Origin of the sequence: Pseudomonas sp. B21-015, from assembly GCF_024749285.1 — a bacterium.
GTDB lineage: Bacteria > Pseudomonadota > Gammaproteobacteria > Pseudomonadales > Pseudomonadaceae > Aquipseudomonas.
On record NZ_CP087196.1, the window covers coordinates 5530636 to 5547846 of the forward strand.

At 59.1% G+C, this 17211-nt stretch carries 15 protein-coding genes; 5 read left to right on the forward strand and 10 right to left on the reverse strand.

The genetic code is table 11. From position 1 onward, the window contains the following. Positions 1-158: 158 nt before the first annotated feature. From garD to kdgD, 4 genes are all read right to left on the reverse strand, one after another. Positions 159-1712 (reverse strand): galactarate dehydratase, encoded by a 1554-nt coding sequence (garD, locus tag LOY38_RS25385; protein ID WP_258697562.1) that lies wholly within the window; start codon positions 1710-1712, stop codon positions 159-161. Between the two features lie 11 nt (positions 1713-1723). Next, positions 1724-3091, reverse strand: a complete 1368-nt coding sequence (locus tag LOY38_RS25390; RefSeq protein WP_123355908.1) for an MFS transporter — start codon at positions 3089-3091, stop codon at positions 1724-1726. Between the two features lie 156 nt (positions 3092-3247). Next, positions 3248-4693, reverse strand: coding sequence for an aldehyde dehydrogenase family protein (locus tag LOY38_RS25395; protein WP_258697563.1), 1446 nt, complete (start codon positions 4691-4693; stop codon positions 3248-3250). 61 nt (positions 4694-4754) lie between these two features. Further along, complete coding sequence (gene kdgD, locus LOY38_RS25400; RefSeq protein WP_258697564.1) at positions 4755-5666, reverse strand: 5-dehydro-4-deoxyglucarate dehydratase; 912 nt, start codon at positions 5664-5666, stop codon at positions 4755-4757. A gap of 131 nt (positions 5667-5797) precedes the next feature. Between kdgD and LOY38_RS25405 the strand changes: the two genes are divergently transcribed. Together LOY38_RS25405 and LOY38_RS25410 are read left to right on the forward strand one after the other, a co-directional pair. Beyond that, the gene (locus tag LOY38_RS25405) at positions 5798-6031 is read left to right on the forward strand and encodes a hypothetical protein (protein ID WP_258700830.1); all 234 of its coding nucleotides are present in this window, start codon (positions 5798-5800) and stop codon (positions 6029-6031) included. Positions 6032-6084: 53 nt separating this feature from the next. Next, a complete protein-coding gene (locus LOY38_RS25410; protein WP_258697565.1) occupies positions 6085-6459 on the forward strand; it encodes a hypothetical protein in 375 nt (124 codons plus the stop codon). Positions 6460-6530: 71 nt separating this feature from the next. On the opposite strand, the gene LOY38_RS25415 is transcribed toward LOY38_RS25410, so the two are convergent. From LOY38_RS25415 to LOY38_RS25430, 4 genes are all read right to left on the reverse strand, one after another. Next, positions 6531-7277 carry a FadR/GntR family transcriptional regulator gene (locus tag LOY38_RS25415; protein WP_258697566.1) on the reverse strand — a complete coding sequence of 249 codons (747 nt, stop codon included), beginning with the start codon at positions 7275-7277 and terminating at the stop codon, positions 6531-6533. Positions 7278-7466: 189 nt separating this feature from the next. Further along, entirely contained in the window at positions 7467-9194 is a 1728-nt protein-coding gene (locus LOY38_RS25420) for an ABC transporter ATP-binding protein/permease (RefSeq protein WP_258697567.1), read from the reverse strand. Positions 9195-9290: 96 nt separating this feature from the next. After that, positions 9291-9851, reverse strand: a complete 561-nt coding sequence (locus tag LOY38_RS25425) for a response regulator transcription factor (protein ID WP_017336511.1) — start codon at positions 9849-9851, stop codon at positions 9291-9293. Further along, the gene (locus LOY38_RS25430) at positions 9844-11106 is read right to left on the reverse strand and encodes an ATP-binding protein (RefSeq protein WP_258697568.1); all 1263 of its coding nucleotides are present in this window, start codon (positions 11104-11106) and stop codon (positions 9844-9846) included. The genes LOY38_RS25425 and LOY38_RS25430 overlap by 8 nt, the downstream gene beginning before the upstream one ends. Before the next feature lie 395 nt (positions 11107-11501). Here LOY38_RS25430 and LOY38_RS25435 point away from each other — a divergent pair, with 395 nt between their 5' ends. Then, positions 11502-12218, forward strand: a complete 717-nt coding sequence (locus tag LOY38_RS25435; protein ID WP_258697569.1) for an SIMPL domain-containing protein — start codon at positions 11502-11504, stop codon at positions 12216-12218. 172 nt (positions 12219-12390) lie between these two features. On the opposite strand, the gene LOY38_RS25440 is transcribed toward LOY38_RS25435, so the two are convergent. Together LOY38_RS25440 and LOY38_RS25445 are read right to left on the reverse strand one after the other, a co-directional pair. Further along, positions 12391-12762, reverse strand: coding sequence for a DUF6124 family protein (locus LOY38_RS25440; protein ID WP_258697570.1), 372 nt, complete (start codon positions 12760-12762; stop codon positions 12391-12393). Between the two features lie 207 nt (positions 12763-12969). Next, entirely contained in the window at positions 12970-13320 is a 351-nt protein-coding gene (locus tag LOY38_RS25445) for an NIPSNAP family protein (protein WP_258697571.1), read from the reverse strand. Positions 13321-13625: 305 nt separating this feature from the next. Between LOY38_RS25445 and LOY38_RS25450 the strand changes: the two genes are divergently transcribed. Then, positions 13626-15227 carry an ABC transporter substrate-binding protein gene (locus LOY38_RS25450; RefSeq protein WP_258697572.1) on the forward strand — a complete coding sequence of 534 codons (1602 nt, stop codon included), beginning with the start codon at positions 13626-13628 and terminating at the stop codon, positions 15225-15227. A 259-nt stretch (positions 15228-15486) separates the two neighbouring features. Further along, on the forward strand, positions 15487-17112 hold the full coding sequence (locus LOY38_RS25455; protein WP_258697573.1) for an ABC transporter substrate-binding protein: 1626 nt from the start codon (positions 15487-15489) through the stop codon (positions 17110-17112). Positions 17113-17211: the final 99 nt, after the last annotated feature.

Sequence of the window (17211 nt, forward strand, 5' to 3'; positions counted from 1 at the left end):
GTGGGCGTCGTTAGGGGGCTAATGATAAGCCACTTTCACCCGGATCGTTCCCACGCTCTGCGTGGGAATGCCTCTTGTGACGCTCTGCGTCACGCTTTTGGGACGCAGAGCGTCCCGGGCTGCATTCCCACGCAGAGCGTGGGAACGATCACTCGGTCTCAGGTAATCGGCGCCGGGTTGAACAGGGTGATGTCGTTATGCAGCTTATGCCGCTGCGCCCACGTCTGTTTCTTGCCGCTGGCCACGTCCAGGTAGTAGTGGAACAACTCCCAGCCGAGGTCTTCGATCGACGCCCGCCCGGTCGCAATCCGTCCGGCATCGATGTCGATCAGGTCCGGCCAGCGCTGCGCCAGTTCGGTCCGGGTCGACACCTTCACCACCGGCGCCATGGCCAAACCGTAAGGCGTACCCCGCCCGGTGGTGAACACATGCAGGTTCATCCCTGCCGCCAATTGCAACGTCCCGCAGACAAAATCACTGGCCGGGGTCGCGCAGAAAATCAGCCCTTTGCGCTTGAACCGTTCACCAGGGCCGAGCACTCCGTTGATCGCGCTGCTACCGGATTTGACGATCGAGCCCAACGACTTCTCGACAATGTTCGACAACCCGCCCTTCTTGTTCCCCGGCGTGGTGTTGGCACTGCGATCCGCTTCGCCCTTGGCCAGGTAACGGTCGTACCAGTCCATTTCCCGCACCAGTTCCTGAGCGACTTCCTCAGTTTCGGCGCGGGACGTCAGCAGGTAAATCGCATCACGCACTTCGGTGACTTCGGAAAACATCACCGTCGCCCCCGCCCGCAGCAGCAAATCCGAGGCATAACCCAGCGCCGGGTTGGCGGTGATCCCGGAGAACGCATCGCTGCCGCCGCACTGCATGCCGAGGATCAGTTCGGACGCCGGCACGGTTTCCCGACGACGCAGATCGAGCTTCTTCAAACGGGTTTCGGCCAGCGCCATGATCTGCTCGATCATCTCGGTGAAACCGTGGCTGGAATCCTGCAAGCGGTACAACCACGGCTCGCTCAAATCCACCGAGCTGTCGTTCTCGTGCATCACCTGTCCGGCCTGCAATTTCTCGCAGCCCAGGCTGATCACCAGCGCTTCGCCACCCAGGTTCGGGTTGCGCGCCAGATTGCGCACGGTGCGGATCGGGATGTACGCATCGGTAGCGGTGATCGCCACGCCACAGCCGTAACTGTGGGTCAGCGCCACCACGTCATCGACGTTCGGGTATTTAGGCAGCAACTCGTCCTTGATACGTTTTACCGCGTGATCCAACACGCCAGTGACGCACTGCACGGTGGTGGTGATACCGAGAATATTGCGCGTGCCGACGGTGCCGTCGGCGTTGCGATAACCCTCGAAGGTGAAGCCTTCCAGCGGTGCCTGCGTGGCCGGCACTTCGGTGGACAGCGGCAAGCTGTCCAGCGGTGGTGCGGTGGGCATGCGCAGTTGATCTTCCTTGACCCAGCTACCGAGCGGGATCGGCTGCAACGCATAGCCGATGGTCTGGCCGTACCGAATCACCTGGCCGCCCTCGGGAATATCTTCGAGGGTGACCTTGTGGCTCTGCGGCACGAAATCCACGGTGACCAGGCCATCGGGGAATTCGGTGCCGGCCGGCACGCCCTGATCATTGACCACAATCACTACGTTGTCCCGCTCGTGCAGGCGGATGTAGCGCGGCGAGTCGGAATGTTCAATCAACTGCATGACGCCGCTCCTCAGGAATGCGCTTCAGATAACTTGTTGTTCGTTTCAGGACCGCTGACTGGCGGCTCTTTGAGCACAACGCGTTTGATCGGGCCAACGATCACCAGATAGCTGAATACTGCTACCAGCGCGTTGCAACCGACGAACACCAGCGCCCACTTGAACGAACCGGTGGAGCTGATGATGTAACCGATAACGATCGGCGTGGTGATCGACGCGATGTTGCCGAAGGTGTTGAACAGGCCACCGCTCAGACCAGCAATCTGTTTCGGCGAGGTGTCGGACACCACCGCCCAGCCCAACGCACCGACGCCTTTGCCGAAGAAGGCCAGGGCCATGAAGCCGACGACCATCCATTCAACGTCCACATAGTTGCAAGCCACGATGCTACTGGAAACCAGCAAGCCAGCGATGATCGGCGCCTTGCGGGCGAACGTCAGCGAGTGACCTTTGCGCAGCAGGTAATCGGAAATCACCCCGCCGAGCACACCACCGATAAATCCGCAGATCGCCGGCAGCGAGGCAATGAAACCGGCCTTGAGAATGGTCATGCCGCGCTCCTGCACCAGGTACACCGGGAACCAAGTCAGGAAGAAGTAGGTGATGCCGTTGATGCAGTACTGGCCCAGATACACGCCAAGCATCATGCGGTTGGTCAGCAGCTGGCGGATGTAATCCCACTTCGGACCGTCGCCTTTTTTGCCTTTGCCTTTGTCCGAGTCCATATCGACCATGCCGCCGTTGTCGGCGATGTGTTTGAACTCGGCGTCGTTGATCATCGGGTGTTGGCGCGGGCTGTGGATAACCTTCAGCCAGATCCCCGAGAAGATGATGCCGATCACCCCCATGACGATGAACACGTGCTGCCAACCGAAGCTGTAGACGATCCAGCCCATCAGCGGTGCAAACAACACGGTGGCAAAGTACTGCGCCGAGTTGAAGATCGCCGACGCTGTACCGCGTTCAGCGGTCGGAAACCAGGCCGCCACGATGCGTGCGTTGCCGGGGAAGGATGGCGCTTCGGCCAGGCCCACCAAAAAGCGCAGCATGAACAGCGCAACCACCGCCGTGGACATGCCGAACTCACCAACATAGCCCTGCAGCACGGTGAACAGCGACCAGGTGAAGATGCTCAGCGCATAGACTTTTTTCGAACCGAAACGGTCCAGCAGCCAGCCACCGGGAATTTGCCCGGCCACGTAGGCCCAACCGAATGCGGAGAAGATATAACCGAGGGTGACCGCGTCGATGCCGAGGTCTTTTTGCAGGCTGGAGCCGGCAATTGCGATGGTGGCCCGGTCGGCGTAGTTGATCGTGGTCACCAAAAACAGCATGAGCAGGATCAAATAGCGGACGTGAGTCGGCTTGGTCGATTGCATTGTAGATGTACTCCCACTGATTATTTTTATGCGCGGGTGAATCTTCTTTGGTCTTTTGTGGGAGCTGGCCTGCCAGCGATGACATCACCGCGATGCAACTGACAGACCGAGGTGCCCGCATCGCTGGCAAGCCAGCTCCCACAGGTATTGCGTGTATCAGGAGCCGATGTAGCTGGTCTTCACGACCGTGTAGAACTCTTGCGCATAGCGACCTTGCTCACGTGATCCATAGGATGAACCTTTACGCCCACCAAACGGAACGTGGTAATCCACGCCGGCGGTCGGCAGATTGACCATCACCATCCCGGCCTGGGAGTGGCGCTTGAAGTGGTTGGCATACTTCAGCGACGTGGTAGCGATGCCCGCCGACAGGCCGAACTCGGTGTCGTTGGCCATGGCCAGCGCTGCCTCGTAATCGGCGACGCGAACGATATTGGCCACCGGGCCGAAGATCTCTTCGCGGCTGATACGCATCGCAGCTTCGCTGTCGGCAAACAGCGTCGGGGCGAGGAAGTAGCCTTCGGTGTCGCATGTGACCAAGCCACCGCCGCTGACCAGACGCGCACCTTCGGACTGGCCGATGTCGATGTACTTCATGTCTTGTTCAAGCTGAGCCTGCGAGACGACCGGACCGATATCGGTACCGGTTTTCAGCGCGTGGCCAACCTTGATCGACTTCATGCGCTCGGCCATGGCTTCAACGAATTTGTCGTGAATCCCGGCGGTGACGATGAAGCGGCTCGACGCGGTGCAACGCTGGCCAGTGGAATAGAACGCGCTCTGTACCGACAGCTCGACTGCTTGTTTAAGGTCGGCGTCATCCAGAATGATCTGCGGGTTCTTGCCGCCCATTTCCAGCTGAACCTTGGCCTGACGCGACACGCAGCTAACAGCGATCTGACGACCCACGCCCACGGAACCGGTGAAGCTGATGCCGTCGACTTTCGGGCTCCGCACCAGCGCATCGCCAACCACTCGACCGCTGCCCATCACCAGGTTGAACACGCCGGCCGGGAAACCGGCGCGGGAGATGATTTCCGCCAGCGCCCAGGCACAGCCCGGAACCAGATCAGCAGGTTTCAGGACGACGCAGTTGCCGTAAGCCAGAGCCGGAGCGATTTTCCACGCAGGGATCGCGATCGGGAAGTTCCACGGGGTGATCAGGCCGACCACACCCAACGCTTCACGGGTCACTTCAACGTTGACGCCCGGACGCACCGACGGCAAATAGTCGCCGGACAGGCGAAGGCATTCACCGGCGAAGAACTTGAAGATGTTGCCGGCGCGAGTCACTTCGCCGATGGCTTCGGGCAAGGTCTTGCCCTCTTCCCGGGCCAGCAAGGTGCCGAGTTCTTCGCGGCGGGCGAGGATTTCGCTGCCGACTTTATCCAGGGAATCGCTGCGCGCCTGAATGCCCGAAGTCGACCAGGCCGGGAATGCGGCGCGAGCGGCGTCGACGGCGGCGTGGACCTGAGCCAGATCAGCCTTGGCGTAGTGGCCGATGGTATCGGTCAGCTCGGACGGGTTGATGTTGGCGCAGTAATCACTGCCCGCCACCCATTCGCCGTTGATGTAGTTATCGAAACGCATTGCATCTGCCATCTGGAAATCTCCTCACGCAAAAGGCCGCTGATCACTCAGCGGCCTTATTTAATCGGGTGTGTTACTGCGCACCTTGCTTGTCGATCAGCGCGGCGAGCATTTCGTACTCTTCGCCCGTCAGATCGGTCAGCGGCGCACGCACAGGACCTGCGTCATAACCGGCGATTTTCGCCCCGGCCTTGACGATGCTCACGGCGTAACCAGCCTTGCGGTTACGGATGTCCAGGTACGGCAGGAAGAAGTCGTCGATGATCTTGCCGACGGTGGCGTGATCTTCGCGAGCAATGGCGTGGTAGAAATCCATCGCGGTTTTCGGGATGAAGTTGAACACCGCCGAGGAGTAAACCGGCACTCCCAGCGCCTTGTAGGCCGCGGCGTAGACTTCAGCGGTCGGCAAACCGCCCAGATAGCTGAAACGATCACCGAGGCGGCGACGGATCGACACCATCAACTCGATATCGCCCAGGCCATCCTTGTAACCGATCAGGTTCGGGCAGCGCTCGGCCAGACGTTCCAGCAGCGGCGCGGTCAGGCGACAGACGTTGCGGTTGTAAACCACCACGCCGATGTTCACCGATTTGCACACGGCTTCAACGTGGGCCGCAACGCCGTCCTGGCTGGCTTCGGTCAGGTAGTGCGGCAGCAGCAACAGGCCTTTGGCGCCCAGACGCTCGGCTTCCTGAGCATATTCGATGGCCTGGCGGGTGGCGCCACCGACACCGGCAAGGATCGGCACGCTGGTGGCGCAGGTGTCGACGGCAGTCTTGATGATTTCCGAATATTCGCTGGCCGCCAGAGAGAAGAACTCACCGGTGCCGCCCGCGGCGAACAATGCCGAGGCGCCGTATGGGGCCAGCCATTCGAGACGTTTGATGTAGCCCGCGCGATGAAAATCGCCCTGAGCATTGAAGTCGGTGACCGGGAACGACAGCAGGCCGGAAGAGAGGATGGACTTCAGTTCTTGTGGATTCATTATTCGAACACCCTGGGTAGCACGTTGTGTGAAGAAATCGTTCAGCCTTCGCTGAAGTTGTAGGTCATCGTACAACTTAAAATACAACCGTCAACTGCATTTCATCGCCGCCCTCAGAATTTGAGTCAGAAATGTCAGGTCTACACGCTCAACCGAAGGAATACACCCGACAGATCATTGCCGATCTGGATGATCTTTTTACTGAGCACGGCATCGCCGTTTCCGGCGATGGCGCCACGCTTAAACGCTGGCGAGTTGGCCGTGAGGGTGGATCGTTCGATCCTGACACAAGGCTCAGCCATCACAACCGGAAACGGTTGGTCATGATCATTTTCGGCACACCTGGCAAGAGCCTCCTACAGTGATAAAACCGCCGTGAAGGAATCATGGCCCACCTCGCATGGAGAGCGAACCCATCATGACTTTTGCCCCACCCATTCTTCCCCAGCTTCTGAAACACGAACCTGAAAAAGCAACCGTCAAACTGTCGCACCTGGGCGATGACTTGATAGTCCGCGTCCCGGATCCGAACGATATTCCGCCGAATTGGGAGGTCTATCCAATCCTCGGCGCAGATACGGAAGAGCCCGACTGGAAGGGCCTCGAAGAGCCTACCGGCGCCTGGGATGACGCCAGTGACGACATGGCAAAGCTGACAGGAATTGAATTGCGAATCCCGAAAGTTGAGCTGGAAAAGTACAAGAACACAGAAGTCGAATTGCGTTACAAATTCGCGGATGAGTCCAGTCTGGAGCCGTGTTCTGAGCCCCTGAGACTGTATATCGAAACCTGATCTCTCTTCGCGCCTGATCGTTTAGCGGTCAGGCGCGTTTTTGTGCCAGGCGTCTTCCTGGCACGCGCAATTTAACGCTGGGCCTGCGCCTCTTCATGGGCCTGGCGCAGCCGTTCGCGGCTATTGGTCAGGTGCAAGCGCATCGCCGCCCGCGCCGCATCGGAGTCCTGCCGCGCGATCGCGTCATAAATCTCTTCATGTTCACGGCTCAGGCGACTCATGTAGTGCTGCTGGTCGTCATGGGCCAGGCGCGCGGAGTTGAGGCGTGTGCGCGGAATGATGCTGGTGCCCAGGTGGGTCATGATGTCGGTGAAGTAGCGGTTGCCGGTGGCCAGGGCGATTTGCAGGTGGAACTGGAAGTCTGACGCCACGGCATCGCTGGCATGCGAGACACTTTCATTCAACGCGTCCAGCGCCGCTCGCATCAACGCCAACTGTTCAGGGCTGCGACGTTGCGCGGCAAGGCCGGCGGATTCCACTTCCAGGCTGATGCGCAGTTCCAGAATCGCCAATACGTCGCGCAAGGTCACCACGGTGGCCGGGTCGATACGAAAACCGCTCGGGCTTGGGGTGTCGAGCACGAAGGTGCCGATACCGTGACGGGTTTCCACCTGGCCTGCGGCCTGCAAACGGGAAATCGCTTCGCGCACCACGGTGCGGCTGACGCCGTGGGCATCCATGATCGCCGACTCGGTGGGCAACTTGTCGCCACGCTTGAGCTGACCGTCGCGGATCTGCTCGGAGAGCACCGTCACCAGTTCCTGAGCGAGGCTGCGGCGCTTGCGAGGGAGGCGAGGTGCGTCGATCGGGTTTTCCATGGTGAACATCTGTCTCGAAAAAACGGCTGAACCCGCATCATAGCTCAACACGGTTGTACGATCACCGTCAGCATCCACTATCCCCTGTGGGAGCGGGCTTGCTCGCGAAGGCGGTGTGTCAGACACCTCAATACTGGATGTCAGACCGCTTTCGCGAGCAAGCCCGCTCCCACAAGGGGATTGCGGTGTTCAGGCGGTCACGGTTTGGTCCACCAAATGGCCATTCTCGATACGCACATGCCGTGGATGGAAACGCTTCAGGCTGCTGCGATGCCCGACGCTGACAATGCTCAGCCCCGGCAATTCATCGATCAACGCCTGATACAGCGACGCTTCATCCTCCTCATCCATCGCCGAAGTCGCTTCATCCATGTACAGCCATTGCGGCGCATAAAGCAGCGCTCGGGCGAAAGCCAGGCGTTGCTGCTCACCCGGCGAGAGCATGCGCTGCCAGTGATTGGCTTCATCCAGACGCGAAACCAGGTGCGGTAAGCGACAGGCTTCCAGTACGTGGACGTAGCGCTCGTGCGGGTAGGTGTCGCCGGGCTGTGGATAACTCAGCGCCTCGCGCAAGGTACCAATCGGCAGATACGGTTTTTGCGGCAGGAACAGATAACGCCCTGTCGGCAGGCGGATGCCGCCGTGCCCGGCCGGCCAAAGGTGCCCCATCGCCCGCAGCAAGGTCGATTTGCCGCTGCCGGAACGACCGCTGAGCATGACGCGCTCGCCCTCCTCCACGGTCATGTCGGCGTTGGTCAGCAGATGACGGCCGTCAGCCAGGTCGAGGCCAAGGTTATGCACCCGTAGCGCCGAACCCTGATTCTGCACATCGATGGCCGGTGCGCGTTCTTCGTTGTCGGTCATGGCCTGACGGAAACTCAGCAGACGATCACAAGTGGCACGCCACTCGGCGAGATCCTGGTACGCACTGATGAACCAGCTGAAGTTCTCCTGCACGTTACCGAACGCCGAGTTGATTTGCATCAGCTCACCGAGTTCGATCTTGCCGGCAAAGTAACGCGGCGCCGCGACCATGAACGGGAAGATGATCGCGATCTGGGCATAACCGGAGGTGAAGAAGGTCAGGCGCTTGGACACTTTCATGATGTCCCAGAAGTTGTGCCAGACCAGGCCGAAGCGGCTGCTCAGACGACGGTTCTCATTGGGCTCGCCGTTGTACAGCGCAATGCTTTCGGCGTTCTCGCGGACCCGCACCATGGAGAAACGCAGGTCGGCTTCGAAACGTTGCTGGTTGTTGTTGAGGCCAATCAGGCGACGACCGATCAAATGCGTGAGCCAACTGCCGACGGCGGCGTAAACCAGTGCACACCAGAACATGTAGCCGGGAATCGTGAAGCCAAGCACTTCGATACTGCCCGACACGCCCCACAAAATGATCGAGAACGACACCAGGCTGACGATGTTACGGATCAAACCCAAGCCCAGGCCCAAGGTATTGGTGGTGAACTTGTTGAGGTCTTCGGAAATCCGCTGGTCCGGGTTATCGGTGTAACCGCCCTGCTCCAGCTGGTAGTAGTTCTTGTTGCCGAGCCAACGGGCAAAGTGCTTCTCGGTGAGCCAAGCCCGCCAGCGAATCGTCAGCATCTGGGTCAGGTAGAGCCTGTACACCGCGCCGAGGATCGCCACGGCCGCGATGCCGCAAAAGTACAGGATCAATTGCCAGAACGCTGCTTCGTCTTTCTTCTGCAGGGCGTTATAGAAATCCTTGTACCAACTGTTGATCCACACCGAAATCGCCACGCTGAACAATGACAGCGCGATCACGGCGATCAACAGCGTCCAGGCCTTGCCCTTCTCTTCGCTGCGCCAGTAAGGCGTGGTCATCGCCCAGACTTTGCGAAAAAACTGCCCGCGCACAGCATCGTTGACCGCGGAATATTCAGCGTTCTGATTCATGAATAAGGCTCGATAAAGAAAAGAACACACACGAGCCGATCATAAATGAACGGCTCGGCTTGTAGCGAAGTGTGACAACAATTGTTCAGCGCCGTTTCAGCGACGGACCGGACGCTTTTGCAGTTTGCGCTGCAGCGTACGGCGGTGCATGCCCAAGGCACGGGCGGTGGCGGAGATGTTGCCTTCGTGCTCGGTCAATACGCGCTGGATGTGCTCCCACTGGAGGCGGTCCACGGACATCGGGTTTTCCGGCACCAGGGTGTCGAGGTCGGCATGCTCGGAGAGCAACGCGGCCAGCACGTCATCGGCGTCCGCCGGTTTGCACAGGTAATTGCAGGCGCCGCGCTTGATTGCCTCGACGGCGGTGGCAATGCTCGAGTAACCGGTGAGGATCACCACGCGCATGTCCGGGTCGAGCTCCAGCAGTTTGGGCAGCAACACCAAACCCGAATCGCCGTCCATTTTCAGATCAAGGGCGGCGTAATCCGGGATGTCAGCCTGGGCGATGGTCAGGCCTTCTTCGGCAGAACCTGCCGTGCTGACGCGAAAACCGCGGCGGGCCATGGCGCGGGCCATCACGCGGGTGAAGGTTGCATCGTCGTCTACCAGCAGCAAATGCGGCAGTTCTTCGCCTTCGACTTGGATCTCGTCACTCATGTTCGTCTCCTCGGGCGACACGGGGCAGGCGCAGCTCGGTGAGCGTGCCACCTTCCTCATGACTGTAGAGTTTCACTGAGCCGCCGGCGCGTGTCACGCTGGCCTTGCTCAAAAACAGGCCCAGGCCGAAACCTTTGCCCTTGGTAGTAAAAAACGGTTTGCCGATCTGCTCGGCAATGGCCAATGGCACACCAGCGCCATGGTCGCGAATGCTGATGGTCAGGTCCTCGGCATTCCAGTCCAGGGTCACTTGCAAGCCTTCGGGGCAGGCATCGGCAGCGTTGTTCAGCAAATTCAGCAGGGCCTGGGTCAGGTCCGGCGGTGGCGCCATGCGCGGCACGGTCCCTTGGCCCAGGCGCTGGAAGCGATAACTGGCTTCCGGGCGCATCAGGTGCCAGCGGTTCAGGGCTTCGTCGAGCCAGTCGGTGACGTCCTGCATCTCCACCGCCAAACGACGATTGGCTTCCGCCGCCCGTACCAGCTGCTGCAAGGTTTCTTTGCAGAGTTTGACCTGATCCTGCAACACGCTCAAATCGTCCTGCAGCAACGGGTCGGGATGATCCTGGCGCATTTCCTTGAGCAATACACTCATGGTCGCCAGCGGCGTGCCCAGTTCATGGGCGGCGCCGGCAGCCTGGGTCGCGACAGCCAGCAATTGTTGATCGCGCAGGCCTTCTTCGCGACGAATGGCACGCAGTTCCTCCTGACGGCGCAACTCTTCGGCCATGCGCGCGGCGAAGAACGTGATGACCGCCGCCGCCAGGGCGAAGCTCAGCCACATGCCGTAGATCTGCAGGTTCTCCCGGGCGATCGGGAACGTTTCCAGCGGGTAGAACCGCGCCAGCAGCAACGTATACAGCGCCAGGGCAATACCGGACAGAATCACCGAAAAACGCCATGGCAAGGTCACGGCGGCGATGGTCAGCGGCACCAGGTAATAAGAGACGAACGGGTTGGTCGAACCGCCGGAGAAGTACAGCAAGGCACTGTGGATAAACAGATCGCAGGCCAGTTGCACGGCGTACTCGAGCTCGGTCACCGGCCACGACGTGCGCAGGCGAATCGCGGTCAGGGCGCAGAGCACCATGGAAAAACCGAGGGTGATCGCCAATTGCATCCACGGCAACGGCAGCAGGTGGAACCAGTAGGCCAGGCCCACGGAACCGGCCTGCGCGGCCAGCACCAACGTGCGGATGAACGTGAGCCGCCAGAGGTTCTGGCGAGTGGCGGAAGTGATTTGAACGGGGGCGAGCATGAGCTCTCCTGATGAGCGCTCCAGGCGGATCGCACGGAGTATAACCAAGCCACGAGCCTGAGAGGCGAAAGTGCGGCAAACGACCACAGCCAAAGACCATTGATCTGTGGAAATGCATCTGTGGCGAGGGAGCTTGCTCCCGCTCGGCTGCGCAGCAGTCGTAAACCTGTATGCAAGGTGAACCAGGCTCACTCGGTCGACTGACTTGGGCCTGCTTCGCAGTCCAGCGGGAGCAAGCTCCCTCGCCACAGAAGCCCCACTCACCACCGAAGTTCTTGTTGGTTGTCGATCTGTATAGAAGTTGTAACTGGGCGAACCGGACCATTGAAGCTAGAGTCTGATGGTTTCACGCAGGTTCGGACCTTAACCCCTGCGCACTGTCCAAGGAGCTTTTCATGCACACATTGCGCCGCAGCGCCGCCCTTCTTGCCTTAAGCGTTGGCACCGTCGCCAGCCTCCCGGCCCTGGCCGTCGACGAACTGCATTACAACCAGATCTCCCTGCGCGCCGAAGTCAGCCAGGAAGTGGCCCGCGACCTGATGATCGTGACCCTCTACACCGAAGAGCAAAACACCGACCCGGCCAAACTCGCCGCCGACGTCAGCACCACCATGAACAAGGCATTGGCCCAGGCCAAACAGGTCAAAGACATCACCCTGCGTCAGGGCAGCCGCAACAGCTACCCGATCTACGACACCAAAGGCCAGAAAATCACCGGCTGGCGTGAACGCGCCGAACTGCGCCTGGAAAGCTCGGACTTCGCCGCCCTGTCCAAACTGACCGGCGAACTGCTCACCGACCTGAAAATGGGCGGCATGGACTTCGCCATCGCCACACCAACCCGCAAGGCCAGCGAAGACGCCCTGCTCAAAGAAGCCGTGACCGCCTTCAAGGCCCGCGCTCAACTGGCCACCGACGCACTGGGCGGCAAGGGCTACAAAATCGTCAACCTGAACCTCAACAGCAACGGTTATCCACAACCGTACATGCGCGGGCCGATGATGATGAAAGCCGCCGGCATGGATTCCGCGCCGGTGACGCCGGAGGTTGAAGCAGGGACCAGCCAGGTCAACATGACGGCGGATGGGGCGATTGAAGTGTTGATGCCTTGATGCGGTGGTGGATCAGTCAGTTTTGCAGTGACCGATCCGCCGCCTTCGCGGGCAAGCCCGCTCCCACAGTTGATATGTGTCGTACGCTGAATCTGTGAACGACGATGAACCACTGTGGGAGCGGGCTTGCTCGCGAAGAACGATAACGCGGTCTACCTGACTGAACGCCTGCTTAGCCCTGCGGATCGACGTTATCCAACGCCCGGTTCACCGCCAACCCCGCCAGCATGATGATCTGTTGAATCGCCAACGCCGTATTGCGCTGCAGGCCGATCAGGTTTGTTGCGAAATCGCTGGCCAGGACACTGGCCGAGGCCAATGACTCGCAAGCTTGAGCCAAGAGACTTTCGTTGTCGCTGTCCGGGGAAACCAGGAACATCGTGCTGGGGCGACGAGGTTTTGCGGAGTAAGGCCTGGGCGAATCGAGGTAGTAGTCGAGCGCACGTTTTATGACTTCGCGGTCTTTGAGTAGCTCTTCGGTACGCAAAGCTTCGGCGTTGGGTGTGGAGGTGTTGAAGGGTAGGTCGGGGATTAACTTATCCATACAAACTTCCTTTTGATATTGGAGCCATCAATTTCCGATCTCACTCGGCGAAGAGGTGGCAGCTATGTGCGGTGTGAGATTACCGGCAAAAGGAACCCGGCCCGGGAAAGGTCTGCGCACTGAGACATCAATTAAACATTCAAAAGCGGAACGCGGAGCATCCCTGGCGGCGTTCCCACGCGGGAGCGTGGGAACGATCATTGAGCATCAGCTCTGGATAGATCTATGGGAAGCTCTGATGGCATCAATCGCCTCTTGAGTGAGCGTCATAACAGTCGTTGTGCTTACTTCAATCCGACTGATGATGTCTGCTCTCGGACCTTGCTTCCAATCAGTACTTGAGTAAAAAAGATCTTGAGAGGCTTGCCGATGATTCTCGCTCTCGTAGGAGCGAATTAAGTGATAACTGTCATCGTCATGTAAAGAGCCGCCATAAGAAACAACATCCATACCCGCCTTTAAGTGAAGCGGAACGCTTACTTCCCGCATTATTCGATGGAAATCCAATCCTGATCCCGGTTTCAAGGTGTACATCAGGATTTCAACAATTCGAGTCATTCCAGATCTTCCATGTGGGATTTCAGTTCCTGCCTAAGGATATGTGCTGGCTGATCCGCCGCCTTCGCGGGCAAGCCTCGTCCCTACAGTAGGACGGTGTACATCTGGGGGAGATTGAGACTGTCAGGCCGCCAAGATCAAGGTCAAAAGATCGCAGCCTTTGGCAGCTCCTACCGTCCCATCAACGTAAAAACCGGCCAACTATGCCCGGATAGAGGGGTCCCCCTCAAAAAACGATATTTCCGCCCGCCCCGCCAACAACGCTACCCTCAGGAAAACACCGCCGCCACGCCCTCGGGGACTCCATGGAAAGAACCACCGTCAAACCACTCCTGCTCGCCCTCGCCCTCGCCACCACCGCACCACTCGCCCAAGCCGCCACGACCCTGGTCTATTGCTCCGAAGCCAGCCCCGCCGGCTTCGACCCCAGCCAATACACCAGCGGCACCGACTTCGACGCCTCGGCCGAAACCGTCTTCAACCGCCTCACCCAGTTCAAACGCGGTGGCACCGAAGTCGAACCCGGCCTCGCCACAAGCTGGGATGTCTCGAAGGACGGCCTCGCCTACACCTTCCACCTGCGCGACGGCGTGAAGTTCCACACCACCGACTACTTCACCCCCACCCGCGACTTCAACGCCGACGACGTGCTGTTCACCTTCCAGCGCTTGCTCGACCCGGAAAACGCATTCCGCAAAGCCTATCCCGCCGAATCGCCGTACTTCACCGACATGGACCTGAACAAAACGATCAAGAGTGTCGACAAAATCAACGATCACACCGTGCGTTTCAGCCTGAACAACATCGACGCCGCGTTCATCCAAAACCTGGCCATGAGTTTCGCCTCGGTCCAGTCCGCCGAGTACGGCGCGCAGTTGTTAAAAGAAGGCAAAGCGGCGGACATCAACCAGAAACCGGTCGGCACCGGCCCGTTCGTCTTCAAGCGTTATCAAAAGGACTCGCAGATCCGCTATGCCGCCAACAAGGCCTACTGGAAACCCGAGGACGTGAAACTCGACAACCTGATTTTCTCGATCACCCCGGACGCCGCCGTGCGCTTGCAGAAGCTCAAGGCCGGCGAGTGTCAGGTCAGTGGCTACCCGCGCCCGGCGGACATTGAAGTGATGGAGAAAGACCCGAACCTGACCGTGCTCAAGCAGGCCGGTTTCAACCTCGGTTTCCTCGCCTACAACGTGACCCACCCGCCGCTGGACCAACTCAAGGTGCGTCAGGCGCTGGACATGGCCATCGACAAGCCCGCCATTATCAAAGCTGTCTACCAGAGTGCCGGGCAACTGGCACAGAACGCCTTGCCACCGGCGCAATGGTCCTATGACCCGACCATCAAAGACGCACCCCACGATCCGGCCAAAGCCCGCGCGCTACTAGAAGAAGCAGGAGTTGCACCCGGCACCACCATCGATTTGTGGGCCATGACTGTGCAGCGCGCGTCCAACCCCAACGCGCGGATGTCGGCACAGATGATCCAGCAGGATTGGGAGAAAGTCGGGATCAAGGCCAACATCGTCAGCTATGAGTGGGGCGAGTACATCAAACGCGCCAAGAATGGCGAACACGACGCAATGATCTACGGCTGGACCGGCGACAACGGTGACCCGGACAACTGGCTCGGCGTGCTCTACAGCTGCGCTGCGGTGAAAGGTAGCAACTACGCCAAATGGTGTGACCCGGCCTACGACAAACTGGTGCAGCAAGCCAAGGTGTCCACGGACAAACAGCAGCGAGTCAAACTGTACCAACAGGCACAGCAAATCCTTAAGCAACAAGTACCTATCACACCGATTGCCAACTCGACGGTGTTCCAGCCACTGCGCAAGGAAGTCACCGACTTCAAGATCAGCCCGTTCGGCCTCACCCCCTTCTATGGCGTGGGTATAAATAAGTAACACCAGGCTCCAACCGGGTGCGTCACACGCCCCGGACGCCCCTTATCAGTGCGCGTTTTGCACCGTAAAAAACCTGCGCAAACGGTCAAATATGTCGCTATTTATACATATGCGACATTAAGGTACGTTCGTGCCACTCTTTAAGGCTTGTGGCCATTCAGGATCTTGCAATGGGTACGGCCCCTGCATAAGTATCCGCAGGGTCGACTCACGAGGTCGTCCTCTAATTCCAAAAATGACAACAAATCATGAGGCCACCATGCTTAAACACGCGGTCATTCCGTTTTTAGTCGGCGCAAGTCTGTTAGCCAGCGCACCTTTCGCCTTCGCTGCGACTAACCTGGTGTTTTGCTCCGAAGGGAGCCCGGCCGGTTTCGACCCTGGTCAGTACACCACCGGAACCGACTTCGACGCGTCTGCAGAAACCATGTTCAACCGCCTGACCCAGTTCGAGCGCGGCGGCACCGCCGTGATTCCTGGTCTGTCGACCAAGTGGGACATTTCCGATGACGGCCTGACTTACACCTTCCACTTGCGTGAAGGCGTCAAGTTCCACACCACCCCGTATTTCAAGCCGACGCGTGAGTTCAACGCCGACGACGTGCTGTTCACCTTCAATCGTATGATTAACAAGGATGACCCGTTCCGTAAGGCGTACCCGACCGAATTCCCGTACTTCACCGACATGGGGATGGACACCAACATCACCAAGATCGATAAAGTCGACGACCACACCGTCAAGTTCACCCTCAAGGATGTAGACGCCGCGTTCATCCAGAACATGGCCATGAGCTTCGCCTCGATCCAGTCCGCCGAGTATGCTGCCCAGCTGCTCAAGGAAGGCAAGGCCACCGACATCAACCAGAAGCCAATCGGCACTGGCCCGTTCGTGTTCAAGAGCTACCAGAAAGACTCCAACATCCGCTACACCGGGAACAAGGACTACTGGAAGCCTGACGACGTGAAGATCGACAACCTGATCTTCGCCATCACCACCGACCCGTCGGTACGCATCCAGAAGCTGAAGAAGAACGAGTGCCAGATCACCCTGTTCCCGCGCCCAGCCGACCTGAAAGCGCTGAAAGAAGACAAGGATCTGAAGCTGCCTGACCAGGCCGGTTTCAACCTGGGTTACATCGCCTACAACGTGATGGACAAGGTCAAGGGCAGCAACGAGCCGAACCCGCTGGCCGACCTGCGTGTTCGTCAGGCGCTGGACATGGCCGTCAACAAGCCGCAGATCATCGACTCGGTTTATCAGGGCGCGGGCCAACTGGCCGTCAACGCCATGCCGCCGACCCAATGGTCCTACGACACCACCATCAAGGATGCCAAGTACGATCCTGAGAAAGCCAAGGCGCTGCTCAAGGAAGCCGGCGTCAAGGAAGGCACCGAAATCGTTCTGTGGGCGATGCCGGTACAGCGTCCGTACAACCCGAACGCCAAGCTGATGGCTGAAATGCTGCAGTCCGACTGGAAGAAGATCGGCCTGAACGTCAAGATCACTAGCTACGAATGGGGCGAGTACATCAAACGCTCCAAAGGCGGCGAGAACCAGGCGATGATCATCGGCTGGAGCGGCGACAATGGTGACCCGGACAACTGGCTCAATGTGCTGTTCGGCTGCGACTCGCTGAGTGGCAACAACTTCTCCAAATGGTGCGACAAGAAATTCGACGGCCTCGTCAAGGAAGCCAAACGCACCACCGATCAGGCCAAGCGCACCGAACTGTACAAACAGGCGCAACACGTCCTCAAAGATGCTGTTCCAATGACACCTATCGCTCACTCGACGGTGTTCCAACCCATGCGCGCCAACGTGCAGGACTTCAAGATCAGCCCATTCGGCTTGAACTCCTTCTACGGCGTCAGCGTCAGCAAATAAGAAAAAGCAGCGGCGACGTTTTCAGCGTCGCCGCTGCTTTTTTCTGCCCAGAAGCTAGGAATTTGCCTACATCCAAATCCGCTGTCTGACGCAGCCAGG